Origin of the sequence: Klebsiella sp. KE9456 (assembly GCF_043832615.1) — a bacterium.
Lineage (GTDB): Bacteria > Pseudomonadota > Gammaproteobacteria > Enterobacterales > Enterobacteriaceae > Klebsiella > Klebsiella indica.
The window spans coordinates 48,353-72,766 of the sequence record NZ_JBDYQK010000006.1 but is presented as its reverse complement, the minus strand read 5'-3'; the positions used below and the strand labels follow the sequence as shown (position 1 = coordinate 72,766).

General features: G+C 53.2%; 20 protein-coding genes. 10 read left to right on the top strand and 10 right to left on the bottom strand.

Translation table 11 applies throughout. The features are described 5' to 3' along the window. Window positions 1-135 precede the first annotated feature (135 nt). The 3 genes from focA to pflA all read left to right on the top strand — a co-directional run bounded on the left by focA (window position 136) and on the right by pflA (window position 4,383). Window positions 136-993 carry a formate transporter FocA gene (gene focA / locus ABK821_RS07850; protein WP_138360463.1) on the top strand — a complete coding sequence of 286 codons (858 nt, stop codon included), beginning with the start codon at window positions 136-138 and terminating at the stop codon, window positions 991-993. A 51-nt stretch (window positions 994-1,044) separates the two neighbouring features. Continuing rightward, window positions 1,045-3,327 (top strand): formate C-acetyltransferase, encoded by a 2,283-nt coding sequence (gene pflB, locus ABK821_RS07845; RefSeq protein ID WP_138360462.1) that lies wholly within the window; start codon window positions 1,045-1,047, stop codon window positions 3,325-3,327. A 315-nt stretch (window positions 3,328-3,642) separates the two neighbouring features. After that, a complete protein-coding gene (gene pflA, locus ABK821_RS07840; protein WP_138360461.1) occupies window positions 3,643-4,383 on the top strand; it encodes a pyruvate formate lyase 1-activating protein in 741 nt (246 codons plus the stop codon). Between the two features lie 95 nt (window positions 4,384-4,478). Here pflA and ABK821_RS07835 read toward each other — a convergent pair whose 3' ends face one another. Next, complete coding sequence (locus ABK821_RS07835; RefSeq protein ID WP_138360460.1) at window positions 4,479-5,327, bottom strand: MurR/RpiR family transcriptional regulator; 849 nt, start codon at window positions 5,325-5,327, stop codon at window positions 4,479-4,481. Window positions 5,328-5,449: 122 nt separating this feature from the next. Here ABK821_RS07835 and ABK821_RS07830 point away from each other — a divergent pair, with 122 nt between their 5' ends. Genes ABK821_RS07830 through ABK821_RS07810 form a run of 5 tightly spaced genes read left to right on the top strand, consistent with a single transcriptional unit; the run spans window position 5,450 to window position 9,224 of the window. After that, window positions 5,450-5,725, top strand: coding sequence for a PTS sugar transporter subunit IIB (locus tag ABK821_RS07830; protein WP_138360459.1), 276 nt, complete (start codon window positions 5,450-5,452; stop codon window positions 5,723-5,725). Window positions 5,726-5,742: 17 nt separating this feature from the next. Next, entirely contained in the window at window positions 5,743-7,008 is a 1,266-nt protein-coding gene (locus tag ABK821_RS07825; RefSeq protein WP_138360458.1) for a PTS ascorbate transporter subunit IIC, read from the top strand. Window positions 7,009-7,020: 12 nt separating this feature from the next. Beyond that, window positions 7,021-7,818, top strand: a complete 798-nt coding sequence (locus ABK821_RS07820) for a transketolase (protein ID WP_138360457.1) — start codon at window positions 7,021-7,023, stop codon at window positions 7,816-7,818. Then, complete coding sequence (locus ABK821_RS07815; protein ID WP_138360456.1) at window positions 7,818-8,729, top strand: transketolase family protein; 912 nt, start codon at window positions 7,818-7,820, stop codon at window positions 8,727-8,729. The genes ABK821_RS07820 and ABK821_RS07815 overlap by 1 nt, the downstream gene beginning before the upstream one ends. Before the next feature lie 54 nt (window positions 8,730-8,783). Then, window positions 8,784-9,224, top strand: coding sequence for a PTS sugar transporter subunit IIA (locus ABK821_RS07810; RefSeq protein WP_138360455.1), 441 nt, complete (start codon window positions 8,784-8,786; stop codon window positions 9,222-9,224). A 36-nt stretch (window positions 9,225-9,260) separates the two neighbouring features. Here ABK821_RS07810 and ABK821_RS07805 read toward each other — a convergent pair whose 3' ends face one another. Next, a complete protein-coding gene (locus ABK821_RS07805; protein ID WP_343178256.1) occupies window positions 9,261-10,409 on the bottom strand; it encodes an MFS transporter in 1,149 nt (382 codons plus the stop codon). A gap of 11 nt (window positions 10,410-10,420) precedes the next feature. On the opposite strand from ABK821_RS07805, the gene ABK821_RS07800 reads away from it, so the two are divergent. Then, a complete protein-coding gene (locus ABK821_RS07800) occupies window positions 10,421-10,726 on the top strand; it encodes a hypothetical protein (protein ID WP_138360453.1) in 306 nt (101 codons plus the stop codon). On the opposite strand, the gene ABK821_RS07795 is transcribed toward ABK821_RS07800, so the two are convergent. From ABK821_RS07795 to lrp, 8 genes are all read right to left on the bottom strand, one after another. Then, window positions 10,684-11,547, bottom strand: coding sequence for a dimethyl sulfoxide reductase anchor subunit family protein (locus ABK821_RS07795; RefSeq protein ID WP_138360452.1), 864 nt, complete (start codon window positions 11,545-11,547; stop codon window positions 10,684-10,686). The genes ABK821_RS07800 and ABK821_RS07795 overlap by 43 nt on opposite strands. A gap of 1 nt (window position 11,548) precedes the next feature. Further along, window positions 11,549-12,166, bottom strand: coding sequence for a DMSO/selenate family reductase complex B subunit (locus ABK821_RS07790; protein WP_138360451.1), 618 nt, complete (start codon window positions 12,164-12,166; stop codon window positions 11,549-11,551). A 10-nt stretch (window positions 12,167-12,176) separates the two neighbouring features. Then, window positions 12,177-14,615, bottom strand: a complete 2,439-nt coding sequence (gene dmsA, locus ABK821_RS07785; protein ID WP_343178255.1) for a dimethylsulfoxide reductase subunit A — start codon at window positions 14,613-14,615, stop codon at window positions 12,177-12,179. Window positions 14,616-14,813: 198 nt separating this feature from the next. Then, a complete protein-coding gene (gene serS / locus ABK821_RS07780) occupies window positions 14,814-16,106 on the bottom strand; it encodes a serine--tRNA ligase (protein WP_142501579.1) in 1,293 nt (430 codons plus the stop codon). 90 nt (window positions 16,107-16,196) lie between these two features. After that, window positions 16,197-17,540 (bottom strand): replication-associated recombination protein RarA, encoded by a 1,344-nt coding sequence (gene rarA, locus ABK821_RS07775; RefSeq protein WP_343178254.1) that lies wholly within the window; start codon window positions 17,538-17,540, stop codon window positions 16,197-16,199. A gap of 8 nt (window positions 17,541-17,548) precedes the next feature. Next, window positions 17,549-18,160 (bottom strand): outer membrane lipoprotein chaperone LolA, encoded by a 612-nt coding sequence (gene lolA / locus ABK821_RS07770; protein ID WP_138360447.1) that lies wholly within the window; start codon window positions 18,158-18,160, stop codon window positions 17,549-17,551. Window positions 18,161-18,280: 120 nt separating this feature from the next. Further along, window positions 18,281-22,270, bottom strand: a complete 3,990-nt coding sequence (ftsK, locus tag ABK821_RS07765; RefSeq protein WP_343178253.1) for a DNA translocase FtsK — start codon at window positions 22,268-22,270, stop codon at window positions 18,281-18,283. Window positions 22,271-22,405: 135 nt separating this feature from the next. Then, window positions 22,406-22,900, bottom strand: coding sequence for a leucine-responsive transcriptional regulator Lrp (lrp, locus tag ABK821_RS07760; protein WP_002439523.1), 495 nt, complete (start codon window positions 22,898-22,900; stop codon window positions 22,406-22,408). Between the two features lie 531 nt (window positions 22,901-23,431). On the opposite strand from lrp, the gene trxB reads away from it, so the two are divergent. Further along, window positions 23,432-24,400 (top strand): thioredoxin-disulfide reductase, encoded by a 969-nt coding sequence (gene trxB / locus ABK821_RS07755; RefSeq protein ID WP_138360445.1) that lies wholly within the window; start codon window positions 23,432-23,434, stop codon window positions 24,398-24,400. Window positions 24,401-24,414 lie beyond the last annotated feature (14 nt).

Sequence of the window (24,414 nt, the reverse complement as noted above, 5' to 3'; positions counted from 1 at the left end):
AAGTTAATATCATTTACAGCCTATTCCACACACTAAAAAGGCCTATAGTTCCGGCCGGATATGATCTATATCAAATTCCCTTCTATAATGCTTTGTTAGTATCTCACCGCCAACTTACATAAAGAGAGAGTTAGTGTGAAAGCTGACAACCCTTTTGATCTTTTACTTCCTGCCGCAATGGCGAAAGTCGCCGAAGAAGCAGGTGTCTATAAAGCGACAAAACATCCGATAAAGACGTTTTATCTGGCTATCACCGCAGGTGTCTTCATCTCTATCGCTTTTGTTTTCTATATTACAGCAACAACCGGCACTGCCGGGATGCCTTTTGGTGTTGCCAAACTGATTGGGGGTATCTGCTTCTCACTGGGTTTGATTCTTTGCGTTATTTGCGGTGCCGACCTGTTCACCTCAACCGTACTTATCGTTGTCGCGAAAGCCAACGGGAGAATTACGTGGGGTCAACTGGCGAAAAACTGGCTCAATGTCTATGTTGGTAACCTGATTGGCTGCTTACTCTTTGTGTTGCTAATGTGGCTTTCAGGCGAATATATGGTTGCCAACGGTCAGTGGGGACTTAACGTCTTGCAAACCGCCGACCACAAAATGCACCATACTTTTATTGAAGCCGTATGCCTGGGTATCCTGGCAAACCTGATGGTCTGCCTTGCAGTATGGATGAGTTACTCTGGCCGCAGCCTGATGGATAAAGCCATGATTATGGTTTTACCGGTGGCAATGTTTGTTGCCAGCGGATTTGAGCATAGTATCGCGAACATGTTTATGATCCCGATGGGCATCATCACTCGCGACTTTGCGAGTCCGGAGTTCTGGACCGCTGTTGGTTCAACCCCGGAAAATTTCTCTCACCTGACCGTCATGAATTTCATCACTGATAACCTGATTCCGGTAACTATCGGGAACATCATCGGCGGTGGTTTACTGGTTGGGTTGACATACTGGGTGATTTACCTGCGTGGCGATAACCATCACTAAAGGTTGTTTCAGGCAGTAAATAAAAAATCCACTTAAGAAGGTAGGTGTTACATGTCCGAGCTTAATGAAAAGTTAGCCACAGCCTGGGAAGGTTTTGCGAAAGGTGACTGGCAGAACGAAGTCAACGTCCGCGACTTCATCCAGAAAAACTATACCCCGTACGAAGGTGATGAGTCCTTCCTGGCTGGCGCAACTGACGCGACCACCAAGCTATGGGACAGCGTAATGGAAGGCGTTAAACAGGAAAACCGCACTCACGCGCCTGTTGACTTTGACACCTCCGTTGCTTCCACCATCACTGCTCATGACGCTGGCTACATTAATAAGGCGCTTGAGAAAATCGTTGGTCTGCAGACTGAAGCACCGCTGAAACGTGCGATTATCCCGTTTGGCGGTATCAAAATGGTTGAAGGTTCCTGCAAAGCGTACAATCGCGAACTGGACCCGATGCTGAAAAAAATCTTCACTGAATACCGTAAAACACACAACCAGGGCGTGTTCGATGTTTATACGCCGGACATCCTGCGTTGCCGTAAATCCGGTGTTCTCACCGGTCTGCCGGATGCCTATGGCCGCGGCCGTATCATCGGCGACTACCGTCGCGTTGCGCTGTACGGTATCGACTACCTGGCGAAAGACAAATTCGCGCAGTTTACCTCTCTGCAGTCCGATCTGGAGAATGGCGTAAACCTGGAAGCGACTATCCGTCTGCGTGAAGAAATCGCTGAACAGCACCGCGCTCTGGGTCAGATTAAAGAGATGGCGGCTAAATATGGCTGCGATATCTCTGGTCCGGCTACCAACGCTCAGGAAGCAATTCAGTGGACTTACTTCGGCTACCTGGCTGCCGTTAAATCTCAGAACGGCGCGGCCATGTCCTTCGGCCGTACCTCCAGCTTCCTGGATATCTTCATCGAACGTGACCTGAAAGCCGGTAAAATTACCGAGCAAGAAGCACAGGAAATGATTGACCACCTGGTCATGAAACTGCGTATGGTGCGTTTCCTGCGTACTCCGGAATACGATGAACTGTTCTCCGGCGACCCGATCTGGGCAACTGAATCCATCGGCGGTATGGGCGTTGACGGCCGTACTCTGGTCACCAAAAACAGCTTCCGCTTCCTGAACACCCTGTACACCATGGGGCCGTCTCCGGAGCCGAACATCACCATTCTGTGGTCCGAAAAACTGCCGCTGAACTTCAAGAAATTCGCCGCTAAAGTATCCATCGATACCTCATCTCTGCAGTATGAGAACGATGACCTGATGCGTCCGGACTTCAACAACGACGACTACGCGATCGCTTGCTGCGTAAGCCCGATGATCGTTGGTAAACAAATGCAGTTCTTCGGTGCGCGTGCTAACCTGGCGAAAACCATGCTGTACGCCATCAACGGCGGCGTTGATGAAAAACTGAAAATGCAGGTTGGTCCGAAATCTGCCCCCATCAAAGGCGACGTTCTGAACTTCGACGAAGTGATGGAGCGTATGGATCACTTCATGGACTGGCTGGCGAAACAGTATGTCACCGCGCTGAACGTTATCCACTACATGCACGACAAATACAGCTACGAAGCCTCTCTGATGGCGCTGCACGACCGTGACGTTATCCGCACCATGGCGTGTGGTATCGCAGGTCTGTCCGTTGCTGCTGACTCCCTGTCCGCCATCAAATATGCGAAAGTGAAACCGATTCGTGACGAAGACGGCCTGGCTGTCGACTTCGAAATCGAAGGCGAATACCCGCAGTTTGGTAACAACGACTCTCGCGTTGATGACATGGCGGTTGACCTGGTGGAACGTTTCATGAAGAAAATTCAGAAACTGACCACTTACCGCGGCGCTATCCCGACTCAGTCTGTTCTGACCATCACCTCTAACGTTGTGTATGGTAAGAAAACCGGTAACACCCCGGATGGTCGTCGCGCTGGCGCGCCGTTCGGACCGGGTGCTAACCCAATGCACGGTCGTGACCAGAAAGGTGCCGTTGCCTCTCTGACCTCCGTTGCAAAACTGCCGTTTGCTTACGCGAAAGATGGTATCTCTTACACCTTCTCTATCGTGCCGAACGCACTGGGTAAAGACGATGAAGTGCGTAAAACCAACCTCGCGGGCCTGATGGATGGTTACTTCCACCATGAAGCGTCCATCGAAGGCGGTCAGCATCTGAACGTCAACGTTATGAACCGTGAAATGCTGCTCGACGCAATGGAAAACCCGGAAAAATATCCGCAGTTGACCATCCGCGTATCTGGCTACGCAGTACGTTTTAACTCTCTGACAAAAGAACAGCAGCAGGACGTTATCACCCGTACCTTCACTCAGACCATGTAATTGGTGTTACCCAATGGATTTCGGGTTGCATCACGGCGGCAAGTGAACGAATCCCGAAGAGCTTACGCCAGTAAGTGATTCGGGTAACTGAACGCAGCCAACAAAGATTCAACGTGAAAGACGAAGGGTATTGACTGAAATCGCACGGTAAAAAGCGTACAATAAAGGCTCCACGTAAGTGGGGCCTTTTTAACACCTAAGTCTCTTTCGGCAGCTATCTATACTCAATGGATGACTGCCAAAACAGACTCGACACAGTTAATAACTGTGCACTAACACGGCCCCGGACGGGCCGAATCTGGAGATATCACCGCAATGTCAACAATTGGCCGTATTCACTCCTTTGAATCCTGTGGCACCGTCGATGGCCCGGGGATCCGCTTCATTACTTTCTTTCAAGGCTGTCTGATGCGTTGTCTCTATTGCCATAATCGTGACACCTGGGATACCCACGCAGGCAGAGAGATAACCGTTGAAGAACTAATGAAAGAGGTCGTCACCTATCGCCATTTTATGAACGCGTCCGGCGGCGGCGTGACGGCATCCGGCGGTGAGGCCATTCTGCAGGCTGAATTTGTTCGCGACTGGTTCCGCGCCTGTAAGAAAGAAGGTATTCATACCTGTCTCGACACCAATGGCTTTGTGCGCCGTTACGATCCGGTGATCGATGAACTGCTGGAAGTCACTGACCTGGTGATGCTCGATCTCAAACAAATGAATGACGAAATCCATCAGAATCTGGTCGGCGTATCCAACCATCGCACGCTGGAGTTTGCCAGATACATCTCCGCAAAGGGAATTAAAACCTGGATTCGCTACGTTGTGGTGCCGGGCTGGTCTGACGATGACGACTCTGCTCATCGCCTCGGCGAATTTACCCGCGATATGGGTAACGTTGAAAAGATCGAACTACTGCCCTATCACGAATTGGGCAAACATAAATGGGTGGCGATGGGTGAAGAGTACAAGCTGGATGGCGTCCATCCGCCGAAAAAAGAGACCATGGAGCGCGTAAAGGGGATTCTCGAACTTTATGGTCATAAAGTCATGTACTAGGCTGTGTGTCCCGCAATAGGGCGGGACAATGCCCTGCACGGCATTCCCGATATACCCTGTGTGGCCAGGAATGCGTATTTTCCAGGGGATGGAGATCAGGACATAAAGTATTCCGACAACTTATTCGCCACGCTCTCAATCGAGAAAATCCGCTTCTGATGCGCTTTACGATATTCAGCATAGCGTTCATCCTGTTCTTCCAGCGCGTTAAGAATCCGATCAGCCACCATCATCGCCCCCGCAATTTCAGCAAATCCGGATTCCCCTTCCCCTTGCAACGCAACCGCCGCCTGAAGGTTCCAGTCGGACAAACGCGCCAATGGCGCAAACGTCCCGCGCGTCAGCGACAATATTTTCACCCCCTGCTGCTTTGCCATGGACAAAGCCTGCATCATATCCGCCGATGCCTGCTCGCTATGCACGACGATAATGCCGGTTTTTTGATTATCTGTTAACAACGGCATGGCGGCCGGATAGGAGCGATCGACAAAACTGGCCGCCTTCCCCATGTTGATTAAATTCATCTGCAGGAATAACGCCACCGGCACTGCGGTACCTACCGCATAAATCGCAATACTGTTCAGGCTATTAAGCCAGTCCGCCGCCGCTTTCAACTCCTGATTATCAACAATGGCATTACTGTCGCGGATGCTTGCCAGCACTGGAGCTATCTCTTCATTACCGCTGTCGTCCGAACGCGCGGCGCCCTGCTCCATCGCCAGCGCGGTTCGGAAATCCGAGAAACCTTTAAAACCAAAGGCCCGACAAAAACGGGTAATGCTCCCCTCACTGGTATCAATGGAATCGGCAAGTTCTGAGATCGTGTGTCGCATCACAAAGTCAGGATTTTCCGTAATGAAACGGCCAACTTTTTCCAGGATCGGGCTTAGTTCAGAAGCTCCGTTTCTTATGTTTATCAACAAATTAGTGTCTATCTGGCTCATATTTTGCCTTATTTGCTCAAAATGCAAACACAGTCACATCTTTCATTTCACCGCAAGGATAATAATTATTATCTCACATAAACAAATAAAAATAATTATTTTTACAAACAGGAGAACATCGAATGAAAGGTCTCATCGTCTGCCGTACCGGTATGGGCAGTTCCTTAATGCTCAAAATAAAAGCGCAAAAAATTATCGACAAACACGGCTGGGATATCGAACTGGAACACGATGTCCTCTCAGGTCTGCGCACCTGGCAAGATATTGATTTCGTCATCACTATGCGCGATCTCACCGAGGAAGTCGAAGCCGCCGGATTCAGGGCGGTCGGCATCACCGATCTGATGAACAGCGAAGAAATGGAATCTGCGCTCACTGACATCGTTCAAAGCAACTAACCTCTCCCGGAGGCAATATGGATTTCCTCAGATTTATTGTATTCGACATTCTGGGTGTAACCCCACTTTTAGTTGGCTTTATTGCATTAATCGGCCTGTTAATTCAACGTAAGCCGATTGAAAAAGTCCTTTCTGGCACCTTCAAAACCATTGTCGGCTTCCTGGTTTTTGCCGGAGGCGCAGGTCTGGCGGTGACCTCTCTGGGTAATTTCCAAACGTTATTCAGCGATGGATTTGGCCTGAAGGGCGTGATGCCACTGGCGGAGGCGTTAACCGGACTGGCACAAACCAAATTCGCAATGTGTGTCTCGCTGATTATGGTGATCGGCTTTGGCTGGAATCTGTTCTTTGCCCGCGTCACCCCCTTTAAATACATTTTTCTTACCGGGCAACATAACCTTTATCTCTCTGCCCTACTTACCGTCACGCTGAAGGCGCTGGGCTATAGCGATATGACCACCATCATTGTCGGCTCGGTTTTGCTGGGTCTCGCTGCCTGCCTTTATCCGGCAATTGCGCAACCATGGATGCGCAAAATTACCGGCAACGACGAGATTGCGATGGGACACTACGTCACGCTGGCCTATGCCGCATCAGGCTGGATTGGGTCAAAAGTTGGCGATCCTAAGCAATCCACCGAAAAACTGAACCTTCCCGGCTGGCTGGGGATCTTTAAAGATTACATCGTCTCGGTATCGATCTCGGTCAGTATTTTCTACTACATTGCCGCGTTTGCAGCCGGAAAAGCGGCGGTTACCGCAGCGGCAGGAGGCATGCACTGGCTGGTTTACCCCCTCTTCCAGTCGCTGACCTTCACCGCGTCGCTGTACATCATTATTACCGGCGTGAGACTGCTGCTGTCCGAAATTGTTCCGGCCTTCCTCGGCATTTCGGAAAAATTTATTCCCAACGCCAAACCCGCCCTCGACTGCCCGGTAGTCTTCCCCTACGCCCCTACTGCCACGGTACTGGGATTTATCTCGTCATTTGTCGGCGGACTGGTCGTTATGGGCTTTCTGGCGATTCTCGGACAAACCGTCATTATCCCGGTGGCGATCCCCTACTTCTTTATCGGCGCGACCGCTGCGATTTTTGGTAACGCCTCTGGCGGCTGGAAAGGCGCAATTGCCGGGAGCTTCATCACCGGGATCCTGATCGGCATCGGCCCCGCGCTGATTTACCCAATTATGGAGTCCGTCGGTCTGTCAGGCACCAGCTTCCCGGAAACCGACTTCGTCGCTCTGGGCCTGGTCGTGTACTACATCGGTAAAATGCTGCCATAAGAAGGAAAGAACATGAACATTGATGAACTGAAGTCCCACGCGCTTGCCGCCCGGCGCGAGATAGTCACTATGATCTATGAATCCGGGATTGGCCATCCGGGCGGAGCGTTGTCAATAATCGACATCCTTACCTGGCTCTACTACCAGGAGGTTGATCTGAGCACCTCCCCTCGCTCACGCGTGGTAATGAGTAAAGGCCACGCCGTCGCCGCGCAGTACGCCATGCTGTATCAAAAAGGCAGGATCGATCGCAGCGAATTTAATACGTTCCGCCAAATCAACTCACGCCTGCAAGGGCACCCCAGCATTAAATCCCTGCCGGAAGTCGATGCCACCACCGGTTTGCTGGGCCAGGGACTATCCATTGCATTCGGCATGGCGGCCGCCAAAAAGCGGCGTGACGATCCCCATCGGGTATTTGCCATTATTGGCGACGGTGAAATGCATGAAGGGCAAATCTGGGAAACCTTACAGCAAGCCGGACATATGAAAATGGATAATCTGGTCGCCATTATCGATTACAACGGCTTCTCTTCCCATGATCCGGTTAATGCCGTGGTTAATCTCGAACCACTAGCGGATAAAATTCGCAGCTTTGGCTGGCATGTGCTTGAACTTCACAACGGCAACGATATGCATCAGGTCGCCGATACCCTGATGTTGTCCCGGCACCTGAAAGGTAAGCCTGTTGCCATTGTCGCGCACACCACGAAAGGCGCTGGCATCAGCTATATGGAAAACAACGGCGACTGGCACTCAAAAACCCCGAGTAAAGAACAATATCAACAGGCCATGGAGGAGTTACAGTGATGAAAGCACCCCGTGATGAGATCGGTAATGCCCTGATTGCCCTGAAAGAAAAAGGCTATCCCGTCGTGGTGATTGACAGCGACCTGGCCAGCTCAACCCGCACTGACCAGTTTCAGGCCATCTATCCGGAAGCCTTTTTCGAAATGGGCATTGCGGAAGGTTCCGCCATGAGCTTCGCTGTCGGTCAGGCGCTGGAGGGTTTTATCCCCTTCTATGTTAACTTTGCGATGTTCGTAACCGGCACCGCCTGGACCCAGTTAAGGCAGGCCTGCTACGCCAAAGCCAACATTAAGCTTGTTGGCAGTCACCCGGGTATGGATGATGGCCCGGACGGCGCCTCCCATCATGCTCTGGAAGATTTAGCCCTGACCCGCGTACTACCTGGGTTAACGATCCTGACGCCAGCAGATGCAGAAGAGATTGCCGGTGCCTTCGAGCAGGCTACGAAAATAAAGGGGCCGGTGTACATCCGCGTCGCCCGGGAGCCGATGCCGGTTCGCGATAAAAGTATCATTCCGCAGGTCAGCGATATTGCCGCCATCGCAGACAGCGGCAATGATTTTGCGATTCTGTTTGAAGGAACGGTGCTGGAACAGGCAACCGATGGCTATGAAAAGCTGATCGCCAGCGGTAAAAAAGGCAAACTTATCCATGTTGCTAAGCTCAAACCCTTTAATCAGCAAGAGTTTTATCGGCTGGTCGAAGAGTGCCCACTTATCGCTACGCTGGAAAATCATACCATTAACGGCGGCCTTGGCGGATTGATCGCCGAAACCCTGGCGCAAACGGCTCATCCTGCCCGTCTGACGCGCCTGGGGACACAGGATACGTTTACTGAATCAGGTAACAGCAGACAACTAAAAACGAAATATGGCATATCGGGCGACGCGCTATACAACGCCCTTCACTAACCGCTGCGCGAGCCGGTCGCTTTGACGGCCGGCTCCCGAGTAAAGGGAGTTTTTATGGAAAAGACATTATTTTCCGCCTGCCAGTTCACCCGTCACCGTCTGAACTGGCGCAGTGCCATTCAGCTCGCCTGCCGCCCTCTGGAACAGCAAAAGAAAATCACAACAGAATATGTTCAGGCCATCATCCATGCCACGGAACAGGACGGCCCCTGGTACATACTGAGCCCGATGTTTGCGCTACCGCACGCGCGGCCGGAGAATGGGGTATTGAGCAAAAACAGCGTGCTTTCACTACTTTGCTGTCGTGAATACGTTGAGTTTCCCGGGCATCCGGATATTCGGCTGATCGTTGTGCTGGCAGCAGCAAACAGTGAACAACATATTCAGACAATCCAGCGCTTAGTCTGCTGGCTGGATGAGGGAGACAGGCTACAACGATTCACGACGGTGAAAAATAAAACCCAGTTTGCCGAGCTTATAGCTTCTCAGCTATAGCGGAAGGACAAGTCCTCCCGCTATTCTATTACAAAATCAGGCGTGAGCCACCGGCCCAGGATGGTGCCCTGCTTTGCGCAGCAGCGTCAGCAGATAAATGAATGACACGCTGGCGATCATGATAAACAACAAATTATCAGAGAAATTCTGCATCAGCATGGCGGTCAGCGTCGGCCCAAGCAGACTGCCCACGGTATAGCTCATTAACAGCGCCTGATTCATCGCCACCAGCTGGTGACGCTCTACTTTTTCACAGGCCCAGGCCATCGCGACCGGGTAAAGCGTGAACCCGGAGGCGCCAAGTACAAACAGCGCCGGTGCCATTGATGTCGGGCTCAACATCGCAAGGCATCCCAAAATCACCACAAACACCTGGACCCGAAGAACCAGCAGACGCCCGTAGCGATCGGCCAGCCGACCAATCGGCCACTGCCCAACAATACCCGCACTGACCATCACCGCCATCCAGAAACCAATCCCGGAATCGCTAACGCCCTGATGGTTCAGCCACAGCGGCATCAGCCCGTACAGAGAGCCGAGGACAATGCCGGAAATAATACAGCCATTCACGCCGTGGCGAGCCTGGCGTAGCCTTAACATCGGCCAGATACGGACAGCTTTCTGCGGCTCATCGCTCTCATTAACCAGACGAGCAAACAGTAACGGCAGAATACCCGCCAGGGTCAGCGCCGTCACCCACGGCAGAACGCTCATCAAATTCGTCGGCAACTTGCTTACCATTAGCTGGCCCAGCACGGTGCCGACATAATAAATCATCATATATGCCGCCAGCAGACGACCACGGCTCCGCGAAGTGCCGCTACAGACCAGCGCGCTCTCAACCACTACCCAAATCATCGCGCAGCCTACCCCTGCGACAAAACGCCAGCTAAACCAGCTCCAGAAACCAATAGTGATACCAAGGCCGACACAGCCGACAGCAAAAATAATCGATGCCAGATAATAACTACGGTTAAAACCCAGATGCTTAATTACCCATCCGGCCAGCAAGGTTCCCGTCAGATTACCAGTAAAATAAGAAGACCCTACCATCCCGACCTGCCAGGTCGGCATATTTTCATGGGCAAGCCAAAGCGGGACGAGCGTATTTAAAACCGCTATCGCCAGGGTCAACAAAAGGAGGCCACAGAGCAACATTTGCACTGGCCGGGTGTAGATGGACATGGATATAAACCGTGATGGAGTTCAGATTGCGTGCGCATCATGCCACTGCTGCAAACATTGTCAATCCGGCAAAAATCAGGTGTGATGCGGTTTACGGGCACACGATTGAAGTTTTTTATCCAGCGAATGAGCAACTGAATGGTTATTTATATTATTCCATTGTTTTTATTAATTTATTGAAAAAAGAAGGTGGCAATATCAGTAGAAATATTTCATCAATCAACCGCATTTTTTATCGCGCCAGAATACACTTTTCTGGCGCGATAAATAGCGATCAGCTGGCGATTGCCATTCCGACTGTCATATGCAGGCCATAGAAGACGCCGCGGCCAATCATTTCACCGACCAGAACCAGGACAAATGCCAGGCCCAGCAGCGGTAATGCCGGCCGATCGCCCTTAAGCTGCGGGGCGATCCAGCATACCAGCGCCAGCACCAGCGCAACAACGCGCCAGGCCATCAGCGAGCCGTAATCCGGCACCAGCGCCGAAGCCTGCTGAATGGAACTATGGATTGTCGCCAGCTCGCTGCCCTGCATCAGCACCACGATGACGCTCGCCACCAACGCCAGCAGCGAAATGGCGGGCAACAGACGCATCGCCCAACCGTCAACCCCCGCAAAACGCAGCAGCAGGTATCCCAACAACGGACCACCAATAAACATCGTCAGGAAAAAGCTAAACGGCGTCCATACCGTGTACCAGGTAGGCACCGTATCGATGGTGTTATAAACGCGCACCATCATCCAGACGAAGATAACCCCCAGCACCATCGTCAGGAGCAGCCAGAGATTACGCACGCCTGACGGCAGCTTATTGACCACCGCCAGCAGCCAGCCAATACCGCCAATCGCAAAGAACAGCGCCCCGACAGCGATTTCATTGCTAAGCGACGAGGCGCCAATGCGGTTTAACGAGTTGAACGCCCGCATCGGCGACCCCAGATGCAAGGTCGAGGCAATAAAGCCCACGCCCATCAGCACCCACAGGCCGAACATGCTCCCTACAACACGCTGCTGCTGTTCGCCCGATAAATCCCCTTTGATTAACGCCAGGGCCAGTACAATAAATCCGCCCACCACGCATTGACCAAAGACCGTGAAAATCATTAAAGGCCATTCATGCCATCCACTGCCCATCTCACACCTCCTTCGGGTTGGCCAGATAGCCGGTGGTATCTCCACACGGGCGACTGTTGGCGTTGGGTTTAATCACAATACTCGGTTTCGTGAAGTGCGCGGATGGCAGCGGCGCAACGGCTGCCAGCTGACCGTATTTTTTACGCAACGCTTCAACAGGACCGAAATCAAGCGCGCGTAACGGACAAGATTCCACACAAATCGGTTTTTTGCCGTCGGCTACGCGTTCATAGCAGCCATCACACTTGGTCATATGCCCTTTCGTCGCATTGTATTGCGGGGCGCCGTACGGGCAGGCCATATGGCAATAGCGACAACCGATACAAACATCTTCATTTACGACAACAAAGCCATCTTCGCGTTTATGCATCGCGCCACTTGGACAGACCTTAACGCAGGCCGGATCTTCACAATGGTTACAGGCGATAGAGAGGTAGTAGGCAAACACGTTTTGCCGCCAGACGCCATTATCCTCCTGCCAGTCGCCGCCAGCGTATTCATAGATACGGCGGAAGCTCACCTCCGGCGTCAGGTTTTTGTAGTCTTTACAAGCCAGTTCGCAGGTTTTACAACCGGTGCAACGGGCGGAATCAATAAAAAATCCATATTGTGTTGTCATCGGTCACTCCTTACAGCTTTTCAACCTGGACGAGATTAGTATGCGATGGATTGCCTTTCGCCAGCGGTGACGGGCGTTGAGTGGTCAGCACGTTAATGCAGCCCGCCTGATCCACGCGACCTGCGTTCGGGTTATACCAGGCCCCTTCCCCCAGAGCGACAACGCCAGGCATCATTCGCGGTGTCACTTTGGCTTCGATATGCACTTCACCGCGATCGTTAAAGATACGAATCCGATCGCCATTCGCGATGCCACGCGTATTTGCATCAAGCGGGTTAATCCACATCTCCTGGCGGCAGGCAGCCTTCAGCACCTCAACGTTGCCGTAGGTCGAGTGCGTGCGAGCCTTATAGTGAAACCCGGTTAGCTGAAGCGGATATTTTTTAGCCTGCGGATCGTTGTAGTTTTCAAATCCAGGACTGTAAATCGGCAGCGGATCGATCACATCCCCGGCTTTTAGCTCCCAGGTTGCCGCGATTTCCGCCAGTTGCGCAGAGTAAATTTCAATTTTCCCTGATGGCGTGGTTAACGGATTGGCTGCTGGATCTTCGCGGAAAGCCTTGTAGGCGACATGATGCCCCTGCGGATCACGCTGTTTGAACATGCCCTGTTTGCGGAATTCATCAAACGGCAATAGTCCGGGAATCGCTTTACGTGACTGCTCATAAAGGTGGCGCAGCCACTCTTCCTGGGTACGCCCTTCGGTGAACCGTTGCTCAACGCCCATACGTTTCGCCAGCGCCGTTGTCATCTCATAAATGGTTTTGCACTCAAAACGGGGCTTAATGGCCTGGTCGGCAAAAATCACGTAAGACATATTGCCGCAGGAGGCATCCAGCGCAAAATCCATCTGCTCGGAGGCCGTACAATCCGGCAGCAGAATATCGGCATATTTCGCCGACGCGGTCATATGACAATCAATGACCACGATCATCTCGCACTTCTTATCGTCCTGCAGGATGTCATGGGTACGGTTGATTTCTGAGTGCTGGTTAATCAGGCAGTTACCGGCATAGTTCCAGACCATTTTGATGGGTACGTCGAGCTTATCTTTGCCTCGCACGCCATCGCGCAGCGCGGTCATTTCCGTCCCGCGCTCAATCGCATCGGTCCACATAAACATTGAGATACTGGTTGCAACCGGATTATCCAGCGTCGGCATACGCTCAAACGGTAGATCGTAAGAACCTTCGCGCGCGCCGGTGTTCCCGCCGTTGACGCCAACGTTGCCGGTTAAAATCGCCAGCATTGAAATGGCGCGGGAAACCAGTTCACCGTTGGAATGGCGCTGCGGCCCCCAGCCCTGGGAAATAAAGGCAGGCTTAGCGCTGGCGATCTCACGCGCCAGTTGCACAATACGCGCCTGCGGAATTCCGGTAATCACCGATGCCCATTCCGGTGTCTTTGCGATACCATCTTTACCCTGACCAAGGATATAAGCTTTATAGTGGCCGTTGGCTGGCGCACCTTGCGGCAGCGTTTTCTCATCATAGCCTACGCAATATTTATCCAGGAAAGGCTGGTCAACAAGGTTCTCATTAATCATTACCCACGCCAGCGCGGAGACCAGCGCCGCATCCGTCCCCGGACGAATCGGGATCCATTCGTCTTCCCGTCCGGCGCCGGTGTCCGTATAGCGCGGATCGATAATAATCATTCTGGCATTGGATTTTTGCCGCGCCTGTTCCAGGTAGTAGGTCACCCCGCCACCGCTCATTCGGGTTTCCCCGGGGTTGTTGCCAAACAGCACCACCAGCTTGCTGTTTTCGATGTCCGACGGGCTATTACCATCAGCCCAACCGCCATAGGTATAGTTCAGCCCTGCGGCGATTTGCGCGGTGGAATAGTCGCCGTAATGATTGAGATAACCACCACAGCAGTTCATCAGGCGTGCAATCAGGGTTTTTCCTGGTGGCCAGGAGCGCGTGAGCGTACCGCCGAGAGTGCCGGTACCATAATTCAGGTAGATGGATTCGTTACCGTAGTCTTTGATCAGACGCTGCATATTACTGGTGATAGTATCAAATGCCTCTTCCCAGCTAATACGCTCAAACTTACCCTCACCGCGCTTGCCAACGCGCTTCATCGGATATTTCAGGCGATCTGGATTATAGACGCGCCGACGCATTGAGCGCCCACGCAGACAGGCGCGAACCTGATGCATACCGTCATAGTTATCGTCACCGGTATTATCGGTTTCTACATATTTAATCTCACCATCAACCACATGCATACGCAGCGGACAACGGCTACCACAGTTAACCGTACAGGCACTCCAGATAATCTTTTCGCTAGCGGAATTTGGGTTCTCTGCAGCATGGGCAATACGTGTGAAGGGTAAGGTAAATGCGCTGCTGGCCATCGCCAGTCCGCCAATCGCCGTGGTTTTCATCAAACCACGCCGACTCACCTCGGTAGCCAGTAAAGCATCGGGGGTTTTGGTTTTCATAGATACTCACTTTATTGCTCACAATTAACTTAAAATCGTTATATAGTTTTATATATAACGAAATCAGACTTTATTGGTTATTTATGCTGGTTAATCCAAAGGGAGTATCTGCGTATTCACTACGTTGATTATTGCCTGATATCAAGAAGGGGATAAAAAAAAGCGCCCGGAGGCGCTTTTGAGAAGAGAGTCGAAAAATTAGCCGATAAATTCAAGGCCACGCATATACGGACGCAGGATTTCAGGGATCTCAATGCGGCCATCGGCCTGCTGGTAGTTCTCCATCAGCGCAACCAGCGTACGCCCGACCGCCAGGCCAGACCCGTTGAGCGTGTGCACCAGACGCGTTTTCTTGTCTGATTTGCTGCGGCAACGCGCCTGCATCCGACGCGCCTGGAAATCCCAGACGTTGGAGCAAGAAGAGATCTCGCGATAGGTGTTCTGCGCCGGTACCCACACTTCCAGATCGTAGGTCTTGCATGCGCTAAAGCCCATATCGCCAGTACACAGCGCCACTTTACGATACGGCAGGCCCAGCAGTTGCAGAACTTTCTCCGCATGACCGGTCATCTCTTCCAGCGCCGCCATGGAATCTTCCGGGCGCACGATCTGCACCATTTCAACTTTGTCGAACTGATGCATACGGATCAAGCCACGCGTATCACGACCATAAGATCCCGCTTCAGAACGGAAGCACGGCGTATGGGCGGTCATTTTGATTGGCAGATCGTCTTCGTCGATGATCTCATCGCGAACCAGGTTAGTCAGCGGAACTTCCGCCGTCGGGATCAGCGCGTAGTTGCTGCTGTCCGCTTCTTCTTCCAGCGGACGGGTATGGAACAGGTCGCCTGCGAATTTCGGCAGTTGACCAGTACCGTACAGCGTGTCCTGGTTAACCAGATACGGGACATAGTTTTCGCTGTAACCATGCTGTTCCGTGTGCAGATCCAGCATAAACTGCGCCAGCGCACGGTGCAGGTGTGCCAGTTGGCCTTTCATGACCACAAAGCGAGATCCCGTCAGCTTCACAGCGGCGGCGAAATCCAGCCCGCCGTGCATTTCCCCCAGCGTCACGTGATCGCGCACGTCAAAATCAAACTCCCGCGGCGTACCCCAGCGGCTGACTTCAACGTTATCGTTTTCATCGCGACCAACAGGAACGTCGTCATATGGAATATTGGGGATAGTCAGCGCAATATCGCGAATTTCCGCCAGCAGCGTATCCAGCTCGCGCTTCGCGGCATCCAGTTGCTCGCCAAGTTTATTCACTTCCAGGCGTAATGGCTCGATGTCTTCCCCGCGCGCTTTCGCCTGGCCAATGGATTTCGATCGGGAGTTGCGCTCCGCCTGCAGGTTTTCAGTTTGAACCTGCAGAACTTTACGACGCTCTTCCAGAGCGCGAAGTTTATCTACATCCAGCTTAAAGCCCCGGCGTGCCAGTTTTTCTGCGACTGCGTCTGGCTCGGTACGCAGCAGATTGGGATCGAGCATGCTTATCCTGTGCTTATCGAATTAATAAAGAAAAATGGCCGCAGAGCGCGACCACGGAAATAGTGTGACAACCTTACCGCAACGCCTCAATTAGCGGTAGCGTTTTATCGGGCTATTTTGATCCTGTTCGGCCAACCAGGCGAGCTTTTCGCCTATTTTCCCCTCCAGCCCCCGGTTTGTCGGCTGATAATAGCGCGTTTGCGCCATTTCCTGCGGGAAATACTGCTCTCCGGCGGCGTAAGCGTTGGGCTCATCATGAGCATAACGGTAAGCCTGCCCGTAGCCCATCTCTTTCATCAGCCTGGTCGGCGCATTGCGCAAATGTACCGGAACATCGTAGTCCGGGCGCTCGCGGGCATCGGCCATCGCGGCTTTAAACGCGGTATAGACCGCGTTGCTTTTTGGCGCGCAGGCGAGATAAACAATGGCCTGTGCAATCGCGCGTTCGCCTTCCGCCGGTCCCACGCGGGTAAAGCAATCCCAGGCGGCGATAGCGACCTGCATGGCTCGGGGATCGGCATTACCGACATCTTCCGAGGCTATTGCCAGGCAGCGTCGCGCTACATACAGCGGATCGCCCCCGGCGGTAATTATCCGCGCATACCAGTAGAGCGCGGCGTCCGGCGCGCTCCCGCGAACCGATTTATGCAGCGCGGAGATTAAATCGTAGAAACGATCGCCTTTGTTGTCGAAACGCGCGCTGCGCTCACCGGCAATTTCAGTCAACAGTTCAACGTTCAACACGCGGTTACCGGAGGCATCGTTTTCGGCCATATCGGCCATCATTTCCAGCGTATTAAGCGCCCGGCGCGCATCGCCGTTTACCAGATCGGCGATCGCTTTGCACGTCTCGTCTGGCAGCACAATGCTTTGCCCGCCGTAGCCGCGAGTTTTGTCGCTCATCGCCTGGTTAAGCACCTGCTCAATATCCTCGCTGGTCAGCGACTTCAGCAGATAGACGCGAGCACGTGAAAGCAGCGCGGAATTGAGTTCAAAAGAGGGATTTTCCGTCGTCGCGCCGATAAAAGTAATCGTCCCATCTTCAATATGCGGCAGAAAAGCGTCCTGCTGACTTTTATTGAAACGGTGAACTTCGTCGACAAACAGAATTGTACGACGACCCGCGTTACGGTTCTGCCGCGCGCGCTCAATCGCCTCACGAATCTCTTTCACGCCTGAAGTGACCGCAGAGATACGTTCGACATCGGCGCTGGCATAGCGCGCAATCACCTCGGCCAGCGTGGTTTTCCCGGTCCCCGGCGGGCCCCACAGGATCATAGAGTGCAGATGTCCGGCTTCAATCGCTCTCGGCAGAGGCTTGCCCGGCGCCAGCAGATGCTGCTGGCCAATGTACTGCACTAAATTTTCTGGCCGCATGCGGGCGGCCAGTGGTTGAAACGCGTTGTCGGAAAAATCGAGCGACAGATTGCTCACGTTCGCCTCTACTTACGTTGATCGTCCACTGTCACCCCTTTCGGCGGCGTAAAGGTGAACTTAGATGCATCGACGGCGCCATTTTGTTGCGATTTCAGTTGATAGCTGCTGCGTTGATCATCCTGCTCCACGGCGGTGAACTGATGAATCGTGCCATCACGACCCACATTGATGGTGAACTGCTTCAGGTTACCGCTGCCGCTTTTCGGCGTCAGAACGAAATTATCGCCACTCTGTTTAATGTTGTAATTCTGCCAGTCGCTGGCCTGGTTACGAGCAATCAGCATAAACGGCGTGTTGCTGGTCGCATCTTTCAGCCAGGTGGCCGTGACCTGTTCAACAAACGGGTTGTAAAACCACAGCGTTTTACCGTCGGAAACCAGCACGCTTTCATCCGGCTGGGTCATATGCCAGTTGAACAGATTCGGACGCTTAACCCACAGGTCTCCCTGCCCGTCCTGCACAATATTACCGCTACCGTCGGTCACTTTCTGCGTAAAGCTGGAGTGGAAGCTGCTCACTTTATCAAGGCGGCTTTTTAAATCGCTGGCGGCATCCGCCCATACCTGACTTACAACAAAACCGGACAGTAAAGCGCAGGTGATTGCGAGTTTTTTCATTGTCATTCCTTAATGTGCGTCACTCCCGACGCGGGAGCCTGCTCTGCCCTAAATGTAGGACCGCTAAACACGGTGGAACAGCAGAACAGGCTGATTTTCACTTATTTACCCAACTTGCCGTTACTCGAAGGGAGGCGGTGCCAGCACTTCGCGGTTACCATTGTGACCTTGTTCGCTGACAATACCCTGAGCTTCCATTTGTTCAATGATACGCGCGGCACGGTTATAGCCAATACGGAACTGACGTTGCACTCCGGAAATGGAAGCTTTACGTTTTTCCGTCACAAAGTTGACCGCCTGATCAAAGAGGGGATCAAGCTCTTCGCCGCCATCGTAGCCACCGCTGCCGCCTTCGCCCTCGCTATCGGAGGTGATGCCAGCAACATATTGCGGCCGCCCGCGCGCTTTCCAGTCCTGGACCACGGCATGAACCTCTTCATCGCGCACAAAGGCGCCATGTACGCGCACCGGGATCGTCGAGTTAGGCGCGGAATAGAGCATATCCCCCATCCCCAGCAGCGACTCGGCGCCGCCCTGATCAAGAATGGTACGCGAGTCAATTTTGCTTGATACGGTAAAGGCGATACGCGTCGGGATATTCGCTTTGATAAGGCCGGTAATAACATCCACTGATGGTCGCTGAGTTGCCAGCACCAGGTGGATCCCCGCAGCGCGCGCTTTCTGGGCCAGACGCGCAATCAGCTCTTCCACTTTCTTACCGACGGTCATCATCAGATCGGCGAATTCGTCGACCAGAACCACGATGTAAGGCTCTTTTTTCAGTACCGGATGCGTCGCATCCATGCTGTCGCCAGGCTTCCAGTATGGATCCGGAATTGGCCGCCCCATGCGCGCAGCTTCCGCAATCTTCTCGTTGTAACCCGCGAGATTACGCACGCCCAGCGCAGACATCAGTTTATAGCGGCGCTCCATCTCGTTAACGCTCCAGCGCAACGCATTGGCGGCATCTTTCATATCGGTAACGACTTCCGTTAACAGATGCGGAATCCCCTCATAGACCGACAGCTCGAGCATTTTCGGGTCGATCATAATGAATTTCACATCTTCCGGCTGCGCTTTGTAGAGCATGCTGAGGATCATGGCGTTGACCCCAACGGACTTACCGGAACCGGTAGTACCCGCCACCAACAGATGCGGCATCTTCGCCAAATCGGCGGTAACCGGTTCACCCGCAATATCTTTGCCAAGAACAACGGTAAGCGGTGACGGATTATCGCGAAATTTCACGTTATCCAGCACTTCTCGCAGATAAACGGTCTGACGCTTTTTGTTAGGCAGTTCCAGACCGACGTAAGGTTTGCCCGGAATAACCTCCACCACGCGAACCGCTGCGGTGGACAGAGAGCGGGCCAAATCTCGCGACAAATTCGAAATCCGCGCCGCTTTCACCCCCGGCGCCAGATTAAGCTCAAAGCGGGTGATAACCGGGCCTGGCGAGTAGTTCACCACATCAGCCTTAATACGGAAATCGGCCAGACGCGCTTCAACCAGACGCGCCATCTGCTCAAGGGCAAAAGTATCTATCGGTTCGACTTCAGCTGGCGGCGGCGTGAGCAAGTCAAGCGACGGCAGAAGCGTCGTCGGCTTCTGTAACGGCCGACTATCGCCATTGCGCATCAATAGCGGATGAATCAGGCTTTCCTGCGGCTGCGCGGCTGGCTGCGACAGCACCTGCCCATGTGGCGTATGCGGTTGCGGCTGGCTGACAGGCGCCTGTTGCGGAGACGAAGCCGACGGCTGCTGTACGTGTTGAGCGGTGTGGTGCGGCGCATGTTGCGGCTGATGGCCCGCATGCTGATACGGCATCGGCTGATGCGCCGACTGCGGCTGCGGGTGATGTGAAGCAGGTTGCTGCACTTCCGGCATCGGCATAAAGACGGGCTCACTCGGCGCATCATCAACTAACGCCTTCATTGGCGAAAATTCATAATCCGCGGCAGAGAACGGATGCGATCCCGGCGGCTGCTCGCTCGCGTAGCGTTGCTGTTGAGAAGCGGCAAACTGGCGGGCAAGCTCAGCTTCAGCGGCAGAATCTTCATCCGCGTTATCTTCTTCCGCCACATAATGTTCACCATAGCGCTGATTTTGCGAAGCGGCGAACTGACGCGCCAGTTCGTGCTGCTCAAGCTCTGCAGCTTCCTCGTCCGTCAGAGACGGATCATTATAATGCTGATGCTCTGCCTTACGCGCACGTTCTTCAGCTAATCGCTGTGAGGGAAGCTTAATACCATAGGACGCCAGTTCACGGCGCGTCGGCACGCGAACGCGGTTAGGTCGCGGCAGCTTCGGACCGATCCCCTCTTTTACCTGCGCACGAGGGCCGCCAGATGCCGGGCGGACGAGCGGCGCGGAACTGGCCGTTGCCGATACAGCGGAAGCCCCGGCAGCATTTGCGGAAACGGCTCCCGTCGCCTGGTGAACGCCAGCGGCCAGCGCGCCTGAAGCAGCGACACCAACCGACGATGAAGGAGGAGGAGAGATCGGTTTTGTCTCAACCGGGCTGACAGGTTCTGGAACAGGTTGATACCAGGCGGCAAGCTGCTCACGTTCACGCGCGCGTTTCTCTTCCACTTCTTCGAAATAGTACATGGGCGTACGCTGGGGTTTCACTTCCTCTTGTGGAACCTCAGGCTCAACGGGAGAAGTGGCAACGGGCTGTTCCGGCTGCTGTACATATTGTTGCGGCTGATACACATCTTCAGTTTGATAAACTGACGGCTGCTGCGGTGGCTGCTCCGGCTGATACTCATGCTGCGGCGGGTACGCAGGTTCAGCCTGATATACTGGCGGCTGCTGCGCTGCCTGCTCCGGCTGATACCCATGCTGCGGCGGATACGCAGGTTCAGCCTGATATACTGGCGGCTGCTGCAGTGCCTGCTCCGGCTGATACCCATGCTGCGGCGGGTACGCAGGTTCAGCCTGATATACTGGCGGCTGCTGCAGTGCCAGCTCCGGCTGATACCCATGCTGCGGCGGGTACGCAGGTTCAGGTGGTTCTTCTGAACGAAACGCTTGCCCGACCTGCGGTTCAGACCAGGCCTGAGGAACGGCGGTATCCTGCGCGGCAGCATCTACAGGATCGGCAATGCGATGGCCATTGAGCAGCGGATCGTACGGGTCAAAATCGCCTGGCCGAGCGGCACGGGTTCCGGAGAATAAAACATCATCGGCATCCGCCGGACGCGCGGCGCTGGAACCGGAAAAAAGCACGTCATCAGCGGCAACAGGCGTACCGCCAGCGCTATACTGAAATGCTTCTTCAGCATCATCCATCCGCTTACCGGAGAACAACGCGGCATCGGTCTTACGCCCCATCGGGTTGGAAAACTTCTCTGCCAGCCGCTGACGGCGCGCTAAAGCACCGCGTAAAATCCGCGCGCGACGTGAACCTTGCGGTTTCGCAGGCGCATCGTCCACATAATCTTCTTCATCCTCTTCGTATTCGTCTTCATCGACCCAGGTATCATCACGACGAGTACGGTTGCTGGCAAAAGTCAGAACAGAAAGAATAATCCCGCCGAGTTTTTCAGCGATGGTAACCCAGGACCAGCCGGTAAACAGCGTCAGCCCTGCCGCCCAGAGACAAAGCAGCGCAATTGTCCCGCCGCTACTGTGCAGCAGCGGTTGCAGCGTGGTGCTCAGCAGGCTGCCAATCACCCCGCCGGAGGCAAAATACCAGATATCATCCGCATTGATAGCCGCCAGCCCACAGGAAGTGAGGATCAGCGCCAGCGCGCCAATCAACCGCAAAGAAACGGCAAAATAGTCGATGTACTCGTCATTTTCCTGATGACGCCAGGCAAACCAGCAGCCGCCGATAATAATCACCGGAATGGTATAGGCCATTACGCCGAAAATAAAAAATAGCGTATCGGCAAGCCAGGCGCCCGGCGCACCGCCGATGTTATGAATAGGCTCATGCCACGCCGTTTGTGACCAGCTAGGATCCGATGGATTAAAGCTGAGTAAGGCTACCATCAACCAGATGGCAAAAAGGGAGCAAAGGATAAGCAACGCCTCAAGGAGCCGGCGCCCGCTACTAAGCTTTGTAAATTTGACTTCTTTGTCTTCAGTATATTCCTGGCTCAAGAAAGGCTCTCCAGGTATCAGGCTGTTTCCTGCCTTCAGCTAAAACGGACAACAGCGCCGGGTCTCCCCGGCACTGTTGCTGTATGGATTAACAGGAGTGTAATCAAACTACGTCGATTTTGCACCTGTTCCGTGTTAGCGCGTCTTGATTACCAGACGATTACTTTGCTTGACTTCTTCCATTACCACGTAGGTACGGGTGTCATTTACGCCCGGCAGGCGCAGCAAGGTCTCGCCCAGTAGCTTACGATACGCGGACATATCCGGTACGCGAGTTTTCAACAAATAATCGAAATCCCCGGACACCAGATGGCACTCTTGAATTTCTTCAAGTTTTTGCACAGCGGAGTTAAATTGCTCAAACACATCCGGCGCGCCACGATTCAGAGTAATCTCAACAAATACCAGAAGTGATGCATCCAGATAATGTGGGTTAAGCAGCGCTGTATAACCCTGAATAAAACCCTGTCTTTCCAGACGACGCACACGCTCAAGGCAAGGCGTCGGAGAAAGTCCCACCCGTTTAGAAAGCTCGACGTTGGAAATACGCCCGTCTTTTTGCAATTCATTCAAAATATTGCGATCAATGCGGTCAAGATCTTTGCCAGGGCGCTTCTTGCTATCTACCATTATTATTGTCTCTCTGTATTCCTTCCCTACTCCTGTTCCGACTCTGAGCCTTCACTGCCAGAGTCCATCCTGTTATTACCCGTACGACATTGGGTAATCCAGGGGTACGTGAGAAGCCCGTTGCCTGACGGCAGCTACCGACATCACGCATGGCGTCTGTCCACACCATGCGTAGATTTCGCTAACCCGGATAAAAATGGCATTTGCGTGCATGAAAATTCGCCGCACACCAAACACTGCTTTTCTTCTTCCATGAATGTTTTCGCAAAAGCACAGGGGATTGTCAAAGCAAAACATCGTTTTTTAGTACAAGATGCCAGATATTCATTATCCTCACCCATTGATTCTCATGTTTTCCTCTTATAATTGTCCCGCTAACAGTAGAATTAGTTATATTCTCCGTTCGTTAAATCGCCAATTAATCGGCAGCCTCTATTGCACATATCGTTAACAAAACCGCCGCGCTCTTTTTTTACGACAACAAATTCCCTACAATCCAGCTCATGTATGCCAATAAATTATGAGGATCTCATGGGCACGGCCAAACACAGTAAACTGCTTATTCTTGGTTCTGGACCTGCGGGATATACCGCTGCGGTCTATGCCGCGCGCGCAAATCTGCAGCCGGTACTGATTACCGGGATGGAAAAAGGCGGTCAACTGACCACCACCACTGAAGTGGAAAACTGGCCAGGCGATCCTAACGATCTGACCGGACCGCTGCTGATGGAGCGTATGCACGAGCATGCCACCAAGTTTGATACCGAAATTATTTTCGATCATATCAACAGCGTCGATCTGCAAAACCGTCCCTTCCGCCTGGTGGGCGACAGCGGTGAATACACCTGTGATGCTCTGATCATCGCCACCGGCGCGTCCGCTCGCTATCTGGGTCTGCCATCGGAAGACGAATTTAAAGGCCGCGGCGTTTCCGCCTGCGCCACCTGCGACGGTTTCTTCTACCGTAACCAGAAAGTCGCCGTGATCGGCGGCGGTAACACGGCGGTGGAAGAAGCGCTGTATCTGTCTAATATTGCTTCCGAAGTGCACCTGATCCACCGCCGCGACAGCTTCCGTGCGGAAAAAATCCTTATCAAGCGCCTGATGGACAAAGTGGAAAGCGGCAATATCGTGCTGCATACCAACCGTACGCTGGAAGAAGTCACCGGCGACCAGATGGGGGTAAGCGGTTTACGCCTGCGTGATACGCAGAATGCTGACAACATTGAATCGCTGGAAGTCGCGGGACTGTTCGTTGCTATCGGCCACAGCCCGAATACGGCCATTTTCGCCGGTCAACTGGCGCTGGAGAACGGCTATATTAAAGTTCAGTCCGGTATCCACGGCAATGCCACCCAGACCAGCATACCTGGCGTCTTTGCTGCGGGCGACGTAATGGATCATATCTACCGTCAGGCCATTACTTCCGCTGGTACAGGCTGCATGGCTGCGCTGGATGCAGAGCGTTATCTGGATGGTTTAGCGGACGCTTGCAAATAATCTTTACAAGTCAG

Coding starts and splice junctions, on each gene's coding strand:
- ABK821_RS07810 (WP_138360455.1), top strand. CDS start 8,784: ATGGAAAAGACATTATTTTCCGCCTGCCAGTTCACCCGTCACCGTCTG.
- ABK821_RS07815 (WP_138360456.1), top strand. CDS start 7,818: ATGAAAGCACCCCGTGATGAGATCGGTAATGCCCTGATTGCCCTGAAA.
- ABK821_RS07805 (WP_343178256.1), bottom strand. CDS start 10,409: ATGTCCATCTACACCCGGCCAGTGCAAATGTTGCTCTGTGGCCTCCTT.
- ABK821_RS07790 (WP_138360451.1), bottom strand. CDS start 12,166: ATGACAACACAATATGGATTTTTTATTGATTCCGCCCGTTGCACCGGT.
- lrp (WP_002439523.1), bottom strand. CDS start 22,900: ATGGTAGATAGCAAGAAGCGCCCTGGCAAAGATCTTGACCGCATTGAT.
- lolA (WP_138360447.1), bottom strand. CDS start 18,160: ATGAAAAAACTCGCAATCACCTGCGCTTTACTGTCCGGTTTTGTTGTA.
- ABK821_RS07820 (WP_138360457.1), top strand. CDS start 7,021: ATGAACATTGATGAACTGAAGTCCCACGCGCTTGCCGCCCGGCGCGAG.
- pflB (WP_138360462.1), top strand. CDS start 1,045: ATGTCCGAGCTTAATGAAAAGTTAGCCACAGCCTGGGAAGGTTTTGCG.
- serS (WP_142501579.1), bottom strand. CDS start 16,106: ATGCTCGATCCCAATCTGCTGCGTACCGAGCCAGACGCAGTCGCAGAA.
- ABK821_RS07835 (WP_138360460.1), bottom strand. CDS start 5,327: ATGAGCCAGATAGACACTAATTTGTTGATAAACATAAGAAACGGAGCT.
- ABK821_RS07795 (WP_138360452.1), bottom strand. CDS start 11,547: ATGGGCAGTGGATGGCATGAATGGCCTTTAATGATTTTCACGGTCTTT.
- pflA (WP_138360461.1), top strand. CDS start 3,643: ATGTCAACAATTGGCCGTATTCACTCCTTTGAATCCTGTGGCACCGTC.
- ABK821_RS07825 (WP_138360458.1), top strand. CDS start 5,743: ATGGATTTCCTCAGATTTATTGTATTCGACATTCTGGGTGTAACCCCA.
- trxB (WP_138360445.1), top strand. CDS start 23,432: ATGGGCACGGCCAAACACAGTAAACTGCTTATTCTTGGTTCTGGACCT.
- ABK821_RS07830 (WP_138360459.1), top strand. CDS start 5,450: ATGAAAGGTCTCATCGTCTGCCGTACCGGTATGGGCAGTTCCTTAATG.
- dmsA (WP_343178255.1), bottom strand. CDS start 14,615: ATGAAAACCAAAACCCCCGATGCTTTACTGGCTACCGAGGTGAGTCGG.